Here is a 14,255-nt window from a genome sequence, read left to right on the forward strand (position 1 = left end):
TCAGCTGGCCTGGCGCGTATCCAGGCGTTCGATCTGGTGATGGATGGCGGGGATCAGGGTCTTGCCGTATTCGATGGTGTCGTTCAATGGGTCGAAGCCGCGGATCAGGAAAGTCGACACGCCGAGCTTGTAGTACTCGCCCAACGCCTGGGCGACCTGCTCGGGGGTGCCGACCAGCGCGGTGGAGTTCCAGCGCGCACCAGTCAGACGGGCAACGCCCATCCACAGGCGTTGATCGAGCACTTCGCCCTGTTGCGCAGCGGCCAGCAGGCGCTGCGACCCGACGTTCTCGGGCTGGTGGTCGTGCAGCGGCAAACCGAGTTTCTGGCGTGCATCGCGGACCTGCTCGAGGATCTCGGCGGCGCGCTGCCAGGCGGCCTCCTCGGTATCGGCGACGATGGGGCGGAACGACACCGAGAAGCGCGGGGCGCGCTGTTGCACAGCGGCGGCCTGGCGGACCTTGGCGATATGCTCGGCGACGGCGGCCAGGGGTTCGCCCCAGAGCATGTAGGTGTCGGCATGTTGCGCTGCGACCCGCACCGCGGCATCCGATGAACCACTGAAGTAGATCGGGATATGCGGGCGCTGCACGGTCCGTACGGCGGGCGAGGCAGCGTTGAAACGGTAGAAGTCGCCGGCGAAGTCCACCGGTTGTTCGGCGGTCCAGATTGCCTTCAGGGCATCGAGGTATTCGCCGGTGCGCGCATAGCGGTGATCGTGGTCGAGAAAATCGCCATCGCGCTGCAGGTCCTGGTCATTGCCACCGCTGACCACGTTCAGCGCCAGGCGTCCCTTGCTGAACTGGTCGAGGGTCGCCAGTTGCCGCGCTGCCAGGGGCGGGCTGATCACCCCTGGGCGGTACGCGAGCAGGATACCCAGGCGTTCGGTGGCAGCGACGGCGAACGAACTGACCACTGCGCCTTCCGGCCCGTTGGAGAAATAGCCGACCAGGATGCGGTCGAAACCGGCCGCTTCATGGGCTTGGGCGAAGCGACGCACGTAGTCCGGATCGACCGCATCTCCCGTGGGCTGGTCGACCTCCGAGCCGGGCGAGGCGGTGATCATGCCGAGGATTTCGACGCTCATTGCTGGGTTCCTTTGCTGGGACAAGGTTGCCTGGCGTTGAGCGGTTTAGAAGAAAACGAGCTGGCCGGGCTTCTTCTTAGAATCTAACGGCCAGCTGTAAATGATGGAAATTCATTTTTTGCATATTCTAATATGCAAAATAATTTTATTGCTCGCTCAGGGCGTTCCGTTTCTGCCGTGCAGTCGATAGCCTTCCCGCTCGCTCAGGCGCGCGTAGTAGTCAGCCACTCCAGGCAGGTGCGGATGTTCGAACGGTGTCTCGAACCAGCGGTTTACCGACAACCCGATTGGAATGTCTGCCAGGGAGAACGCCTTGCCGGCAACATAGGCGCCAGTCTTTGCCAACTGTTGGTCGAGGATCTGCATATGTCGCGACCATTCGCCGAGGCTGGCATTGAGCGCCTGTTCATCCTGATGCGCAGCTGACTGCCTGACCAGCGCCATGAAGGCGTAGCTCCAGGAGCGATTGAGATCGCTGGCCTGCCAGTCGATCCATTGATCGACACGCGCTCTGGCCACTGCGTCGGCCGGGTATATCCCTGCCGCTTGCCCATAGCGGTTGGCGAGATAGCGGATGATGGTATTGGACTCCCACAGCGTAAGGTCGCCGTCCTGGATTACCGGGACCATGGCATTGGGGTTCAGGGCCAGGAATTCAGCGGTTTGGGTGGGCTGGAAACCTGAACCCCAGTCTTCGCGGTGGAATGGAAGGTCGATTTCGGCGCAAGTCCACAGCACCTTGCGCACGTTGATGGAACTCGCCTTACCCAATATTCGCAGCATGTCATCATCCTTTTTGCTAAGCAGCCGAAACAGCGGTGTGCTGTAGCGTCCAAGCGTATCTGTAAAAGCCCTGCCTGAGGTCATGGAACTGAAACCTTTCTCCCTGCCGATAGTGGTTTTTTGCTAGCATTCGGTCCCTATAGCACAATCGAATAAAAATCTTTTCCGATTGTTGTTAAAGTAATAACGCGTGACGTTCAAACGTATCGAAACTCGGCCCTCGCGTTCAGCGAGAGGCCTATAAGAAAAGCTAGAAAGGAGCACACATGTACAAATGCACACTGCCAGTGGCCGTTGCACTGGCCAGCCTGTCGCTGGGGGCGCAGGCGGCAGGTTTCGTGGAAGACAGCAAGGCTTCGGTCACTGCGCGCAACTTCTACATCAATTCCGACAACCGCAATGGCACTGCCAACCCGTCGAAGCAGGAAGAGTGGGGCCAAGGCTTCATCTTCAACTTCACTTCCGGCTACACCCAGGGCACCGTTGGCTTTGGTGTAGACGCCATCGGCCTGACCGGCTTCCGTCTGGATTCGGGCAAGGGTACCCACTACAACCCGACCAGCACCGCCAAGGGCGGTACTGTGTTCCCGACCGATTCCGATGGCCGCGCCGTTGACGACTTCAGCAGCCTGGGCGTAACCGGCAAGGTCAAGATCTCCAAGACCGAAGCCAAGCTCGGTGTACTGCAGCCCAAGCTGCCAGTAGTCACCTACAACGACGGTCGTCTGTTGCCGCAAACGTTTGAGGGTGGCCAGATCACCTCCAACGAGATCGACAACCTGACCCTGATCGGCGGCAAGCTCGAGCATGCCAAGGGCCGTAACAGCACCAACATGGAGTCGCTGACCATTGCCGGCTCCAACGGCAACCCGGCCACCGCCACCTCCAACCGTCGCAGCAACGCCTTCTACTACGCCGGTGCCGACTACAAGCTGAGCAAGGACCTGCTGCTGCAGTACTACTACGGCAACCTGGACGACTTCTACAAACAGCACTTCCTGGGCCTGACCCACAACCTGGCGCTGCCAGTGGGTTCGTTGAAGTCCGACCTGCGTTACTTCTACAGCGATTCCGACGGCAAGAACGCCAGCACCGAAGGCCGCCTGGCTGGCTATCGCGCATCGGGCTACCAGAACAACGGTGAAGTGGACAACCGCACCTGGAGCGCCAAGTTCACCTACTCGCTGGGCAGCCACGCGCTGAGCGCCGGTTACCAGCGTGTCAACGGCACCAGCGACTTCCCGTTCCTGAACCAGGGCGACGGTGCAAGTGCCTACCTGATCACCGACGTGCAGATCGGCAAGTTCCTGCGTGCCGGCGAGCGCACCTGGCTGGCGCAGTACGCCTACGACTTCGCCGCTCTCGGCGTACCAGGCCTGACCGCCAACGCCATCTACCTGAAGGGCACCAACGTCAACTCGGCGGGCTCGGACCGTTCGGAGTGGGAGCGTGACTTCAGCCTGGCCTACGTCGTTCAGGAAGGCACCTTCAAGGGCCTGGGCCTGCAGTGGCGTAACGCTGCGCTGCGTACCGACGTATCGGGCCAGCGTGACCAGGACGAAAACCGCCTGATCGTGAGCTACACCTACAACTTCTTCTGACATCAGGTCAGCCCGGCTACGGGTCGTTGTAGTAAAACAAACCCCACCAGGGGCCGCCCTGGTGGGGTTTGTTTTTCAAGGTGCGCTGCGATTGAAGCGTCAGGCCTACAGCACCGCGGAAAACACCGAGCCGGTGATCCGCTCGCTGAGCAGCTCCAGTGCCCGCAGCCCCGCCAGCGAGTTACCTGAGGCGTTCAGTGCAGGCGACCACACGCAGATGCTGTAGCGCCCCGGTACTACCGCGACAATGCCGCCGCCCACGCCGCTTTTGCCCGGCAGGCCCACGCGATAGGCGAAGTTACCTGCCTCGTCGTACAGCCCACTGGTGGCCATGATCGCATTCACCTGTTGCGCCTGGCGCGGGCTGAGCACGTGCTCGCCGCTGTGTGGGCAGTAGCCGCTGTTGGCCAGGAAGGCAAAGCCACGGGCGACATCGACGCAATTCATCGACAGCGCACAATGATGGAAGTAGCTGCGCAGCACGGCGTCGACATCGTTGTGGAAGTTGCCGAACGCCTGCATCAGGTAGGCCATGGCTGCGTTGCGGGCGCGGTGCTGGTACTCGGAGTCGGCTACGACCGGGTCACTGACGATACGTGGGTTGGCTGCCAGGCGACGGACGAAGTCGCGCATCGACAAGGGCGGGGTGGCATAGCGCGACTGGTTGATGTCGCAGATCACCAGCGCACCGGCATTGATGAAAGGATTGCGTGGGCGACCTTTCTCCACCTCCAGCTGAACCAGCGAGTTGAACGCCTGCCCGGAGGGCTCGTAGCCCAGGCGCGTCCAGATATCCTCGCCACTGTGGTTGATCGCCTGGACCAGGCTGAAGACCTTGGAGATGCTCTGGATCGAGAAGGGCGTATGGGCATCGCCGGCGCAATGCAGCTGGCCGTCCAGGCTCTGCACGGCGATGCCGAGTTGTTGCGGGTCGACCTGGGCGAGGGCGGGGATGTACTGGGCGACCTGGCCCTGGCTGAGCAGCGGGCGGACCTGGTCGAGGATTTCTTGCAGTAATGCTTGCATGGGGGCCTGCGCGGAGCGGGTGATGGGGCTCAGGGGTTGTCTGCTGTACAAGACGAGCGTTGACGAGGCGGCGACACACGTCAGGATGTGATCGTCATGCCGCCACTGCCGATCGTCAGGTAGATTTGCCCGAAGGGCGTCGTGTGGATGTGCTTGCACGGGGCGCTGCTTTGCTGCCGGCGGTTTTGCCTTTACCGCTGCTGCGGCGTTTTTTCTTCCAGGGTGCACCTTTGCCACCGGCAGCCAGGGGCGGGCCGCTGATGGTCAGGCGCATTCCCGCGCAGCGTTGCACCAGCTTGCCCATCCAGGCCGACTGCCGGGTGACGAACTCTTCCAGGCTCATTTCGCCGCTTTGAACCATGTCCAGTGCCTGTTCCCAGATCGCAGTGGTGCCGGGGTCGGCGATGGCCCGTGGCACGGCGTCGATCAGGCTGAAGGCCGCGGCGGTGGCGGACAGCGCCTTGCCGTTCTTGACCAGGTAGCCCCGGTCGAGCAGGCCCTGGATGATGCTGGCCCGGGTCGCTTCGGTACCGATGCCGGTGGTTTCCTTGAGTTTCTGCTTGAGCTGCGGGTCGTCCACCAGCTTGGCGACGTTCTTCATCGCCTTGATCAGATCGCCCTCGGTGAACGGCTTCGGCGGCTGGGTCCACAGGTCTTTCAGTTGCAGGTCCTGGACCCTGCAGTCGTCGCCTTCGCGCAGTTGGGGCAGGACTTGCGCGGGTGGTGCTTCGCGTCCCTTGGTTGGGGTCAGTGCCTCGGGCAGGGCGCGGCGCCAGCCGGGTTCGACGATCTGCTTGCCCACTGCACGCAAGGCGTGCCCGGCACAGTCCAGTTCGGCCTGGGTGCGGTCGTACTCGTGATTGGGCAGGAACTGCGCCAGGTAGCGCGCCCGGATCAGCGTATAGACCGCTTTGTACTTGGGTGGCAGGCGCGTAGGATCGCTGGCGGCGGCGGTGGGGATGATGCCGTGATGCGCGCTGACCTTGGCGTCGTTCCAGGCGCGGGAGCGGCGGTGTGGCTCCAGATGCGCCTGCAAGGGGGCGAGGCTCGTGTCGGCGCGTTGCAGGGCGGCGAGAACGGCGGGCGCCTCGGCGTGCTGGCTGAGCGGCAGGTAACCACAGTCGCTGCGCGGGTAGGTGATCAGCTTGTGGGTTTCGTAGAGCGCTTGGGCGATGTCGAGGGTTTCCTGGGCGCCAAGGCCGAATTTCTTGGAACACAGCTCCTGCAGGGTACCGAGGTCGAAAGGCAAGGGTGCGGCCTCGCGCACACGCTCGGTCTGTACCTTGAGCACCTGTGCGCTGCCTGCGGCCTGCATCTGGGTGGCGGCCTGCTGGGCAAGTGCCTGGTTCAGGCAGCGACCCTGATCGTCGCAGGTGTCTTGTGGTGCACGCCATTGGGCGTTGAAGACCTGGTCCGAATGCGCCAGCTGCACCTCGATCGCCCAGAAGGGCGCGGGCACGAAATCGGCGATGCTGCGGTCGCGGTCGACCACCAGGCGCAGTGTCGGTGTCTGTACCCTTCCTACCGGCAGCACGCCTTGATAACCGGACTGGCGACCAAGCAGGGTGAACAGGCGGCTCATGTTCATGCCGATCAGCCAGTCGGCTCGCGAGCGACCAAGGGCCGAGTGATAGAGGCTGAAGGTTTCGCTGCCGGGGAGCAGGCGGGCCAGCGCCTTGCGGATCGAGGCGTCATCGAGTGCGGAGAGCCACAGCCGCTGGATCGGCCCGCGGTAGCGGCAATGCTCGACCAGCTCGCGAGCGATCATCTCGCCTTCACGGTCGGCATCGGTGGCGATCACCAGCTCCCGGGCTTCGCCGAGCAGACGCTTGACCGCCTTGAACTGGCTGGCGGTCTTGGGCTTGACCAGCATTTTCCATTTTTCCGGAATGATCGGCAGGTCATCGAGCGACCAGCGCTTGTAGCGTGCGTCATAACTGTCGGGCGGTGCGGTTTCGAGCAGGTGGCCGATACACCAGGTGACGCAGACATCGGTGCCTTGCCAGCAGCCGTCGGCCTTGCGGTTGGCACCCAGTACCTTGGCGATGTCTTTTGCCTGAGAGGGCTTTTCACAGAGAAAAAGGCGCATGGCCGTGAACGCTTCATCGAGGTTGATGGCGACTAGGATGCGCAAGACAGGGCGTGCAGGCAAGATTTATCTGTATGCATGTACAGGTTATTGCCAGGAAATATGTCCGCAGGTTTGGCATGAATGCCCCGGCATCGGGCTTGGATGACCGGCCGGTACCGTGCCAGCGTTGTCGCTCGCCTGCCAGATGTGTCAATGGACGATGTCGCTTGTGGGCCTTCACTCCAATCACAACAAGGAAGTCGGATCATGCCTTTGTTCGATTACCGTCAGCTCGACGGTGCTGCCTCCTACGCGCTCTACAAGGATGCCATGGCCCTGGCGATCTATGCCTATCATGGTATCGACGACGGTTTCTCTGCTGGCTACCAGAAGCACGGCTTCGGCCTCGGGTTGCCGGCAACCCTGGTCAAGGCTCTGATCGGCGGCACCGACAGCCAGGGCGTGATTCCCGGCATCCCCTGGAATCCCGACTCCGAGGCCAAGGCCCTGGCGCAGCTCAAGGCGGCTGGCTGGACGCCAATCAGCGCCGCACAGTTGGGTTACCAAGGCAAGACCGATGCGCGTGGCACCTTCCATGGCGAGGCACCGGGCTACACCTCGGCGCAGGTCGAGGTGCTCGGCCGTTATGCCGGCGATGGCCAGCTCATTGGCCTCGGTATCGCCTTTCGTGGCACCAGCGGCCCGCGGGAGAATCTGATTGGCGATACCCTCGGCGATGCCATCAACGACCTGCTGGCAGCGCTGGGGCCAGCCGACTACTCACGCAACTACGCCGGCAATGCTTTCGACCGCCTGCTGGGCGATGTCGCGACGTTCGCCAGGGCCCACGGCTTGTCAGGTGCCGATATCACCGTCAGCGGCCACAGCCTTGGCGGGCTGGCGGTCAACAGCCTGGCCGACCTCAGTGCTTCGCGCTGGGGCGGCTTCTACAAGGATGCCCGCTATGTTGCCTTCGCCTCGCCCACGCAGGCTGCCGACCCCGACAAGGTGCTCAATATCGGTTACGAGAACGACCCCGTGTTCCGTGTGCTCGACGGCACGGCGCTGACCTGGGCGACCCTGGGCGTGCACGATGCCGCCAAGCCCTCGACCACTGACAACATCGTCAATTTCAATGACCACTACGCCTCCGACGCGTGGAACCTGATGCCGTTTTCCATCGGCAATATCGCCACCTGGCTCTCGCACCTGCCGGCAGCCTACGCCGATGGCCTGGGGCGGGTAGTGGATTCGCCGTTCTACCCCTGGACCAGCCGCGACTCGACCGTGGTGGTCAGCAACCTGTCCGACGCTACCCGTGGCTCGACCTGGGTACAGGACCTCAATCGCAACGCCGAGCCGCACACTGGCAGTACCTTCATTGTCGGTTCGGCCCAGGACGACCTGATCCGGGGCGGGCGCGGCAACGACTACCTGTATGGCGGCGCAGGCAATGACACCTTCCGCGACGACGGCGGTTTCAACCTGATAGACGGCGGCGCCGGACATGACACCCTGCATCTGGGGGATGCGCTGGCGCGCTTCTCGATAGCCCGGGATGGCGAGGGCACGCTGTATGTGCGTGATGCCGAGGGTGGGATCAGCCAGGTGCGCAATGTCGAGTCGCTGGTGAGCAAGGAAAGCAGCCTGGTGTTCTTCAGCAAGGACGTCAGTCACGCAGTGACCGTCAATGGGCTGCTCAGCAGCGGCAAGCTGGATCCCTACGCCTTGTCGGTCAGCGGCGGACAAGGCAATGATCAGTTGGTGGCCGGCAACCACGGCCAGTGGCTGTTCGGCCTGGGTGGCGATGATCGTCTGGTGGGTGGGGCAGGCGACGATGTGCTGGTGGGCGGTGCCGGGAATGATGTGCTCAGTGGCGGCGGTGGACGAGACACCTTTCTGTTCAGCGGGCACTTCGGGCAGGACCGGGTGCTGGACTTCACCGGGCAGGACCGGTTGGTGTTCATGGGCGTCGAAGGCGGGACGGCAGCGCCGGATTGGCGTGACCACCTGAGTCGGGTGGGGGATGACCTGGTGCTGTCGTTCGGGCGCGATAGCGTGACGTTGGTGGGGATTGCGGGGCAGGGGCTTGGCGATGGGCAGATCGTGATTGCCTGAGCAACGGAGGGGCCGGCAGCGCCGGCCCCTTCCGATCAGGCGATCTCGCGTGAATCGCGGACCATGTCCACGTGCGGGATGCCGGCCTCGAGGAACTCTTCGCTGACCACCTTGAAACCCAGGCGCTCATAGAAGGGTGTGGCATGTACCTGGGCGCTGAGCATCTGCTGCTTGAGGTCACGGTTCTGCGCTTCGATGATGACCGCATTCATCAACGCGTCACCGACTTTCAGACCACGCCAGTCCTTGAGCACCGATACTCGACCGATGGTGCCGTCTGGCAACAGGCGTGCAGTGCCGATCGGGTAGTCACCTTCCATGGCCAGGAAATGGACCGCGGTCGGATCTTCGGCATCGAACTCCAGCTCTGGCGGCACGTGCTGCTCGGCGACGAATACCGCGCTGCGGATACGATGGATATCGGCGTTGTCTTTATGCCAGTCGGCGAGGCGAACGCGGATCTTATTCATTGGCAAATCCCAGGCTTCCTTGTTGAACCAACTGGCAGACAAGCGTGAGGCCTTCTTCGTCTTCCAGCCACTCTACAAGGTTTTCGCTGTGCAGGGCGTCGGCTGAACAAATCAGTTGCAAAAGAGCACGCAGATGACCGGACAGCAGGCGGCTCTGGCCGCTGGCGAACAGCAGCAGGTTGTCGTCGACTTCCGACCAGGCCAGGCGTGCGCTCGGGTTGCGCACCAGGATCGCGCCCTGTTCGAGATAATTGATCAGCTCTTCTTCGCTCAGCGCCTCGCCTGCCACCTGCTCGGGGTAGCGCGGCTCGGTCATGAACTGGCCGAACCAGGTCAGCAGCAGGCGCTCGTCACCCATGTGCTCGGCCAGCAGGGCCTTGAGGCGGTCGAGGGCGTCGTGCTGGATCTGGTGTGGGTCGCTGACAGGTTGGGCGTCGGCGTCGCTGTAGCGCTCTTCGTCAGGCAGGAACTGGCTGAGGAAGTCGGTGAAGTGGGTCAGCACTTCGGCAGCGCTTGGGGCGCGGAAACCGACCGAGTAGGTCAGGCAGTCGTCCACGGCCACACCGTAGTGGGCCAGGCGCGGCGGCAGGTAGAGCATGTCGCCCGGCTCAAGGGTCCATTCGTCGCTCTGCTCGAAATCGGCGAGGATGCGCAGGTCGGCGTGCTCGATCAGCGGGCTCTCGCTGTTGCACATCTGGCCGATTTTCCAGTTGCGCTTGCCGTGGCCCTGCAGCAGGAATACGTCGTAGTTGTCGAAGTGCGGACCGACGCTGCCACCGGGGGCGGCAAAGCTGATCATCACATCGTCGATTCGCCAGCTGGGCAGGAAGCGGAAGTTCTCCAGCAGCTCGGCCACTTCCGGAACGAACTGGTCCACGGCTTGGACCAGCAGGGTCCAGTCACGCTCGGGCAGGGTGGCGAAGGTGTCTTCCTCGAACGGGCCGCGGCGCAGCTCCCAAGGGCGTTCGCCGTGCTCCAGCACCAGGCGCGATTCGACCTCTTCCTCAAGGGCCAGGCCGGCCAGCTCGTCCGGATCGATCGGGCTTTCGAAGTCGGTGAAGGCCTGGCGCACCAGCAGGGGCTTCTTCTGCCAGTAGTCGCGCAGGAATTCACGAGCGGAGAGGCCGCCAAGCAGCTGCAGTGGAGTATCAGGATTCATGTTCAACCTATTGAAAAAACGTAATTTTCGTCCGGGAATAAAAACGCCCGGCTGAGCCGGGCGTTGTACGCAGGGCGCAGGTCAGATGCGTTTGGCCTGGGCGGCTGCGTTGCCGATGTAGGTGGCCGGGGTGAGCAGCTTGAGCTCGGCCTTGGCGTCGGCCGGCATCTCCAGCCCATCGATGAAGGTCAGCAGCGCTTCAGGGGTGATGCCCTTGCCACGGGTCAGCTCCTTGAGCTTCTCGTAGGGGTTCTCGATGTTGAAGCGGCGCATGACGGTCTGGATCGGCTCGGCCAGTACTTCCCAGCAAGCGTCGAGGTCGGCGGCGATGCGCGCTTCGTTGACCTCCAGCTTGCCGATGCCCTTCAGGCTGGCTTCATAGGCGATGACGCTATGGGCAAAGCCCACGCCCAGGTTGCGCAGCACGGTGGAGTCGGTCAGGTCGCGCTGCCAGCGCGAGATCGGCAGCTTGCTGGCCAGGTGCTGGAACAGCGCGTTGGCGATACCGAGGTTGCCTTCGGAGTTTTCGAAGTCGATCGGGTTGACCTTGTGCGGCATGGTCGAGGAGCCGATTTCGCCGGCGACGGTCTTCTGCTTGAAGTAGCCCAGCGAGATGTAGCCCCAGACGTCGCGGTCGAAGTCGATGAGGATGGTGTTGAAGCGAGCGATGGCATCGAACAGCTCGGCGATGTAGTCGTGCGGCTCGATCTGGGTCGTGTACGGGTTGAACTGCAGACCCAGTTCGTCTTCGATGAAGGCGCGGGCGTTCTGCTCCCAGTCGATCTGCGAGTAGGCCGACAGGTGGGCGTTGTAGTTGCCCACGGCGCCGTTGATCTTGCCCAGCAGCGGCACGGCGGCGACCTGGGCGATCTGACGCTCCAGGCGGTAGACGACGTTGGCCAGCTCTTTGCCCAGGGTGGTCGGCGAGGCCGGCTGGCCGTGGGTGCGCGACAGCATCGGCACGTCGGCGTGCTGGTGGGCCAGGGCGCGGATGGCCTCGGCGATCTGGCGCATCAGCGGCAGCAGCACCTCGTCACGACCGGCGCGCAGCATCAGGGCGTGGGACAGGTTGTTGATGTCTTCGCTGGTGCAGGCGAAGTGGATGAACTCGCTGACCTTGGCCAGCTCAGGCAGCTTGGCGGCCTGCTCCTTGAGGAGGTATTCGATCGCCTTGACGTCGTGGTTGGTGGTGCGCTCGATTTCTTTCACACGCTCGGCGTGCTCGAGCTTGAAGTCGGTCGCCAGGCTGTCCAGCAGAGCGTTGGCTTCGGCGGAGAACGCCGGCACTTCACCGATCTGCGGGTGGGCGGCCAGACGCTGCAGCCAGCGTACTTCGACCAGGGCGCGGAAACGGATCAGGCCGAATTCGCTGAAGATGGGGCGCAAGGCCTGGGTTTTGCCGGCGTAACGGCCGTCTACAGGGGAAACCGCAGTGAGCGAAGAGAGCTGCATGGGGTGTTCTCGGACAGTCAGGCTTTTGGAAGGGCGCATATCATACATGAAAATTGCGCCTGGGTCGGGTGGCTGACCAAAGGTCGGCCGTCGAAACGCGTGTCGCGGTTCCTGTGGGAGCGGGCTTGCCCGCGAATGCGGCGGTGAGTCCGGCATCGCATTCGCGGGTGAACCCGCTCCCACAGGTCAGGAAGGCGCGCGCATCATGTCGTACAGTTCATTGAGCAACTTGCGTCGGCTGAACACCAACTGCCAGCGATGCCCGCCCAGCTGGCGCCACAGGCGTGCGGCGCGGATGCCCGCCAGCAGCAGGGCGCGGATCTTCGAGGCGTTGCTGGCCTGCTGCAGGAAGCGCATGTCGCCGTGCACCTGGATGCGCTGACGCAGGGTGCTCAGGGTGTCCTGATACAAGGCTCCGCTGGAAGCGATGACGTTTTCGTGAACCAGGCCGAAATGATCGGCTTGCGACTGGATCTGCGGCAGGCGATTGCCGATGGTGTCGAGCAGGTCGCCACGCTTGGCCAGTTGACGCTCAAGGCCCAGCATCGAAAGGGCGTAGCGCAGCGGCTCGCGTTGCAAGCTGCTGGGGTCGCGCTCCAGGGCGCCGACCAGTGCGCGGTAGCCGTCACGCAGGTTCAGGTCGTCGCCGCCGAACACTTCCAGGGTGCTGTTCGGGTCGCGTACCAGCAGGCTGCCGAGCATGCAGCCGATATTGGCTTCGCTGGCCTGCCCGGTGCGGGCGATGCGATCGACCAGCACTGCGGCCTGGAACACGCCGCCAAGGGCGATCAGTTGCTCCTGCAGATTGCTCATGCGCGTGGGCTCCAAGGCTCGGCGCTCTCGATCACGCCGCCGCCCAGGCATACCTCGCCATCATAGAACACCACCGATTGACCTGGCGTCACGGCGCGTTGCGGTTCGTCGAACACCGCGCGGTAGCCGTTCGCGGTGCGTTCCAGGGTGCAGTGCTGGTCGCTCTGGCGGTAGCGCACCTTGGCGGTGAGTCGACGTGGGCTGCTCAGGTCGAGCGGGTTGACCCAGAAGATGTCCGAGGCGAGCAGGGCGCGGGAGAACAGCCACGGGTGTTCGTTGCCCTGGCCCACCACCAGCACATTGCGCGCCAGGTCTTTTTCCAGCACGTACCAGGGCTCGTCGCCGGCGTCTTTCAGGCCACCAATGCCCAGGCCCTGGCGCTGGCCGATGGTGTGGTACATCAGGCCGTGGTGCTGGCCGATCACTTCGCCGTCGGTGGTCTGGATCTCGCCAGGCTGGGCGGGCAGGTACTGCTTGAGGAAGTCGCTGAAGCGACGCTCGCCGATGAAGCAGATGCCGGTGGAGTCTTTTTTCTTCGCCGTGGCCAGGCCGTGTTTCTCGGCGATGGCACGTACTTCGGGCTTTTCCAGCTCGCCAACGGGGAACAGGGTGCGGGCGATTTCCGCGCCGCCCACGGCATGCAGGAAGTAGCTCTGGTCCTTGTTCGGGTCCAGGCCCTTGAGCAGTTCGGTCAGCTCGCCGGTATCGCGCCGGCGCACGTAGTGGCCGGTGGCAATCAGGTCGGCACCCAGCGACAGGGCGTAGTCGAGGAAGGCCTTGAACTTGATTTCGCGGTTGCAGAGGATGTCCGGGTTGGGTGTACGGCCGGCCTTGTACTCTTCGAGGAAGTGCTCGAACACGTTGTCCCAGTATTCGGCGGCGAAGTTGGCGGTGTGCAGCTTGATGCCGATGCGATCGCACACGGCCTGGGCGTCGGCGAGGTCTTCGCGGGCGGTGCAGTACTCGGTGCCGTCATCCTCCTCCCAGTTTTTCATGAACAGACCTTCCACCTGGTAGCCCTGCTCCATGAGCAGAAGGGCGGAGACGGAAGAGTCCACGCCGCCGGACATGCCGACGATGACGCGGGTCCTGGAGGGGTCTTTGGGTGTAGGGCTGGTCATGGCTACCGATGTGTATCAGGGGGAAAAATTCCGATTCTATCAGGACGGCGCATCCGCGTCAGTCGCGCAGCAGCGAGAGGCTGTGCAGCGGGCCTGCGAGGTAGTCGTCGAGGCAGCGTGGCACCAACTCGCTGCGCCAGCGCTCCGGTTCTGCGAGCAACTGCTCGCGAGTCAGCCACACGGCGCGGACGATGTCGCTGTCCAGGGCGCGCTCGGGGTGGTGGCGCAGCGGACGGGCGGCGAAGCAGATGCGCTGGTAGGTCACGCCGTTGCTTGGCGCGGTGTAGAGGTAGATGCCGACCACGCCGGTCAATTCGACCTCCCAGGCGGTTTCCTCGAGGGTTTCACGCAGGGCGGCCTGGGGCAGGGTTTCGTTGGCCTCCAGGTGACCGGCGGGTTGGTTGAAGACGTGCTTGCCAGCCTTGAACTCTTCGACGAAGAGGAATTTGCCCTCGTGTTCGACGATGGTGGCGACGGTGATGTGAGGTTGCCAGGTCATGAACAGCTCCATAAGGGCTGGTACGGACCTTGTAGGAGCGGGTTTATCGAGGCGTC

Annotated in this window: 12 protein-coding genes; 2 read left to right on the forward strand and 10 right to left on the reverse strand. The window is 63.3% G+C overall.

What is annotated here, in order from left to right; genetic code table 11:
• Together ACNFHO_RS15290 and ACNFHO_RS15295 are read right to left on the reverse strand one after the other, a co-directional pair.
• Positions 1 to 1,065 carry an LLM class flavin-dependent oxidoreductase gene (locus ACNFHO_RS15290; RefSeq protein WP_112899554.1) on the reverse strand — a complete coding sequence of 355 codons (1,065 nt, stop codon included), beginning with the start codon at positions 1,063 to 1,065 and terminating at the stop codon, positions 1 to 3.
• Between the two features lie 177 nt (positions 1,066 to 1,242).
• The gene (locus ACNFHO_RS15295) at positions 1,243 to 1,869 is read right to left on the reverse strand and encodes a glutathione S-transferase family protein (RefSeq protein WP_416766802.1); all 627 of its coding nucleotides are present in this window, start codon (positions 1,867 to 1,869) and stop codon (positions 1,243 to 1,245) included.
• 266 nt (positions 1,870 to 2,135) lie between these two features.
• On the opposite strand from ACNFHO_RS15295, the gene ACNFHO_RS15300 reads away from it, so the two are divergent.
• Complete coding sequence (locus ACNFHO_RS15300) at positions 2,136 to 3,470, forward strand: OprD family porin (RefSeq protein WP_063544244.1); 1,335 nt, start codon at positions 2,136 to 2,138, stop codon at positions 3,468 to 3,470.
• Between the two features lie 105 nt (positions 3,471 to 3,575).
• Here ACNFHO_RS15300 and glsB read toward each other — a convergent pair whose 3' ends face one another.
• Both glsB and ACNFHO_RS15310 read right to left on the reverse strand, forming a co-directional pair.
• On the reverse strand, positions 3,576 to 4,496 hold the full coding sequence (glsB, locus tag ACNFHO_RS15305) for a glutaminase B (RefSeq protein ID WP_054892344.1): 921 nt from the start codon (positions 4,494 to 4,496) through the stop codon (positions 3,576 to 3,578).
• Positions 4,497 to 4,611: 115 nt separating this feature from the next.
• Positions 4,612 to 6,585, reverse strand: a complete 1,974-nt coding sequence (locus ACNFHO_RS15310; RefSeq protein ID WP_416766803.1) for a DNA topoisomerase III — start codon at positions 6,583 to 6,585, stop codon at positions 4,612 to 4,614.
• Positions 6,586 to 6,834: 249 nt separating this feature from the next.
• On the opposite strand from ACNFHO_RS15310, the gene ACNFHO_RS15315 reads away from it, so the two are divergent.
• Positions 6,835 to 8,685, forward strand: a complete 1,851-nt coding sequence (locus tag ACNFHO_RS15315; protein WP_416766775.1) for a polyurethanase — start codon at positions 6,835 to 6,837, stop codon at positions 8,683 to 8,685.
• A 35-nt stretch (positions 8,686 to 8,720) separates the two neighbouring features.
• Here ACNFHO_RS15315 and ACNFHO_RS15320 read toward each other — a convergent pair whose 3' ends face one another.
• The 6 genes from ACNFHO_RS15320 to ACNFHO_RS15345 all read right to left on the reverse strand — a co-directional run bounded on the left by ACNFHO_RS15320 (position 8,721) and on the right by ACNFHO_RS15345 (position 14,199).
• A complete protein-coding gene (locus ACNFHO_RS15320) occupies positions 8,721 to 9,155 on the reverse strand; it encodes a GNAT family N-acetyltransferase (RefSeq protein ID WP_054892342.1) in 435 nt (144 codons plus the stop codon).
• The gene (locus ACNFHO_RS15325; RefSeq protein WP_416766776.1) at positions 9,148 to 10,314 is read right to left on the reverse strand and encodes a JmjC domain-containing protein; all 1,167 of its coding nucleotides are present in this window, start codon (positions 10,312 to 10,314) and stop codon (positions 9,148 to 9,150) included. Before ACNFHO_RS15325 ends, ACNFHO_RS15320 begins: the two co-directional genes overlap by 8 nt.
• A gap of 81 nt (positions 10,315 to 10,395) precedes the next feature.
• The gene (gene purB, locus ACNFHO_RS15330) at positions 10,396 to 11,766 is read right to left on the reverse strand and encodes an adenylosuccinate lyase (protein WP_112897937.1); all 1,371 of its coding nucleotides are present in this window, start codon (positions 11,764 to 11,766) and stop codon (positions 10,396 to 10,398) included.
• 186 nt (positions 11,767 to 11,952) lie between these two features.
• Positions 11,953 to 12,579, reverse strand: coding sequence for a high frequency lysogenization protein HflD (gene hflD, locus ACNFHO_RS15335; RefSeq protein ID WP_054892339.1), 627 nt, complete (start codon positions 12,577 to 12,579; stop codon positions 11,953 to 11,955).
• A complete protein-coding gene (mnmA, locus tag ACNFHO_RS15340; RefSeq protein WP_054892338.1) occupies positions 12,576 to 13,700 on the reverse strand; it encodes a tRNA 2-thiouridine(34) synthase MnmA in 1,125 nt (374 codons plus the stop codon). Before mnmA ends, hflD begins: the two co-directional genes overlap by 4 nt.
• A 58-nt stretch (positions 13,701 to 13,758) precedes the next feature.
• Entirely contained in the window at positions 13,759 to 14,199 is a 441-nt protein-coding gene (locus ACNFHO_RS15345) for an NUDIX hydrolase (RefSeq protein WP_054892337.1), read from the reverse strand.
• Positions 14,200 to 14,255 lie beyond the last annotated feature (56 nt).

This window comes from Pseudomonas sp. NY15374, from assembly GCF_048068255.1.
Taxonomy (GTDB): Bacteria; Pseudomonadota; Gammaproteobacteria; order Pseudomonadales; family Pseudomonadaceae; genus Aquipseudomonas; species Aquipseudomonas machongensis.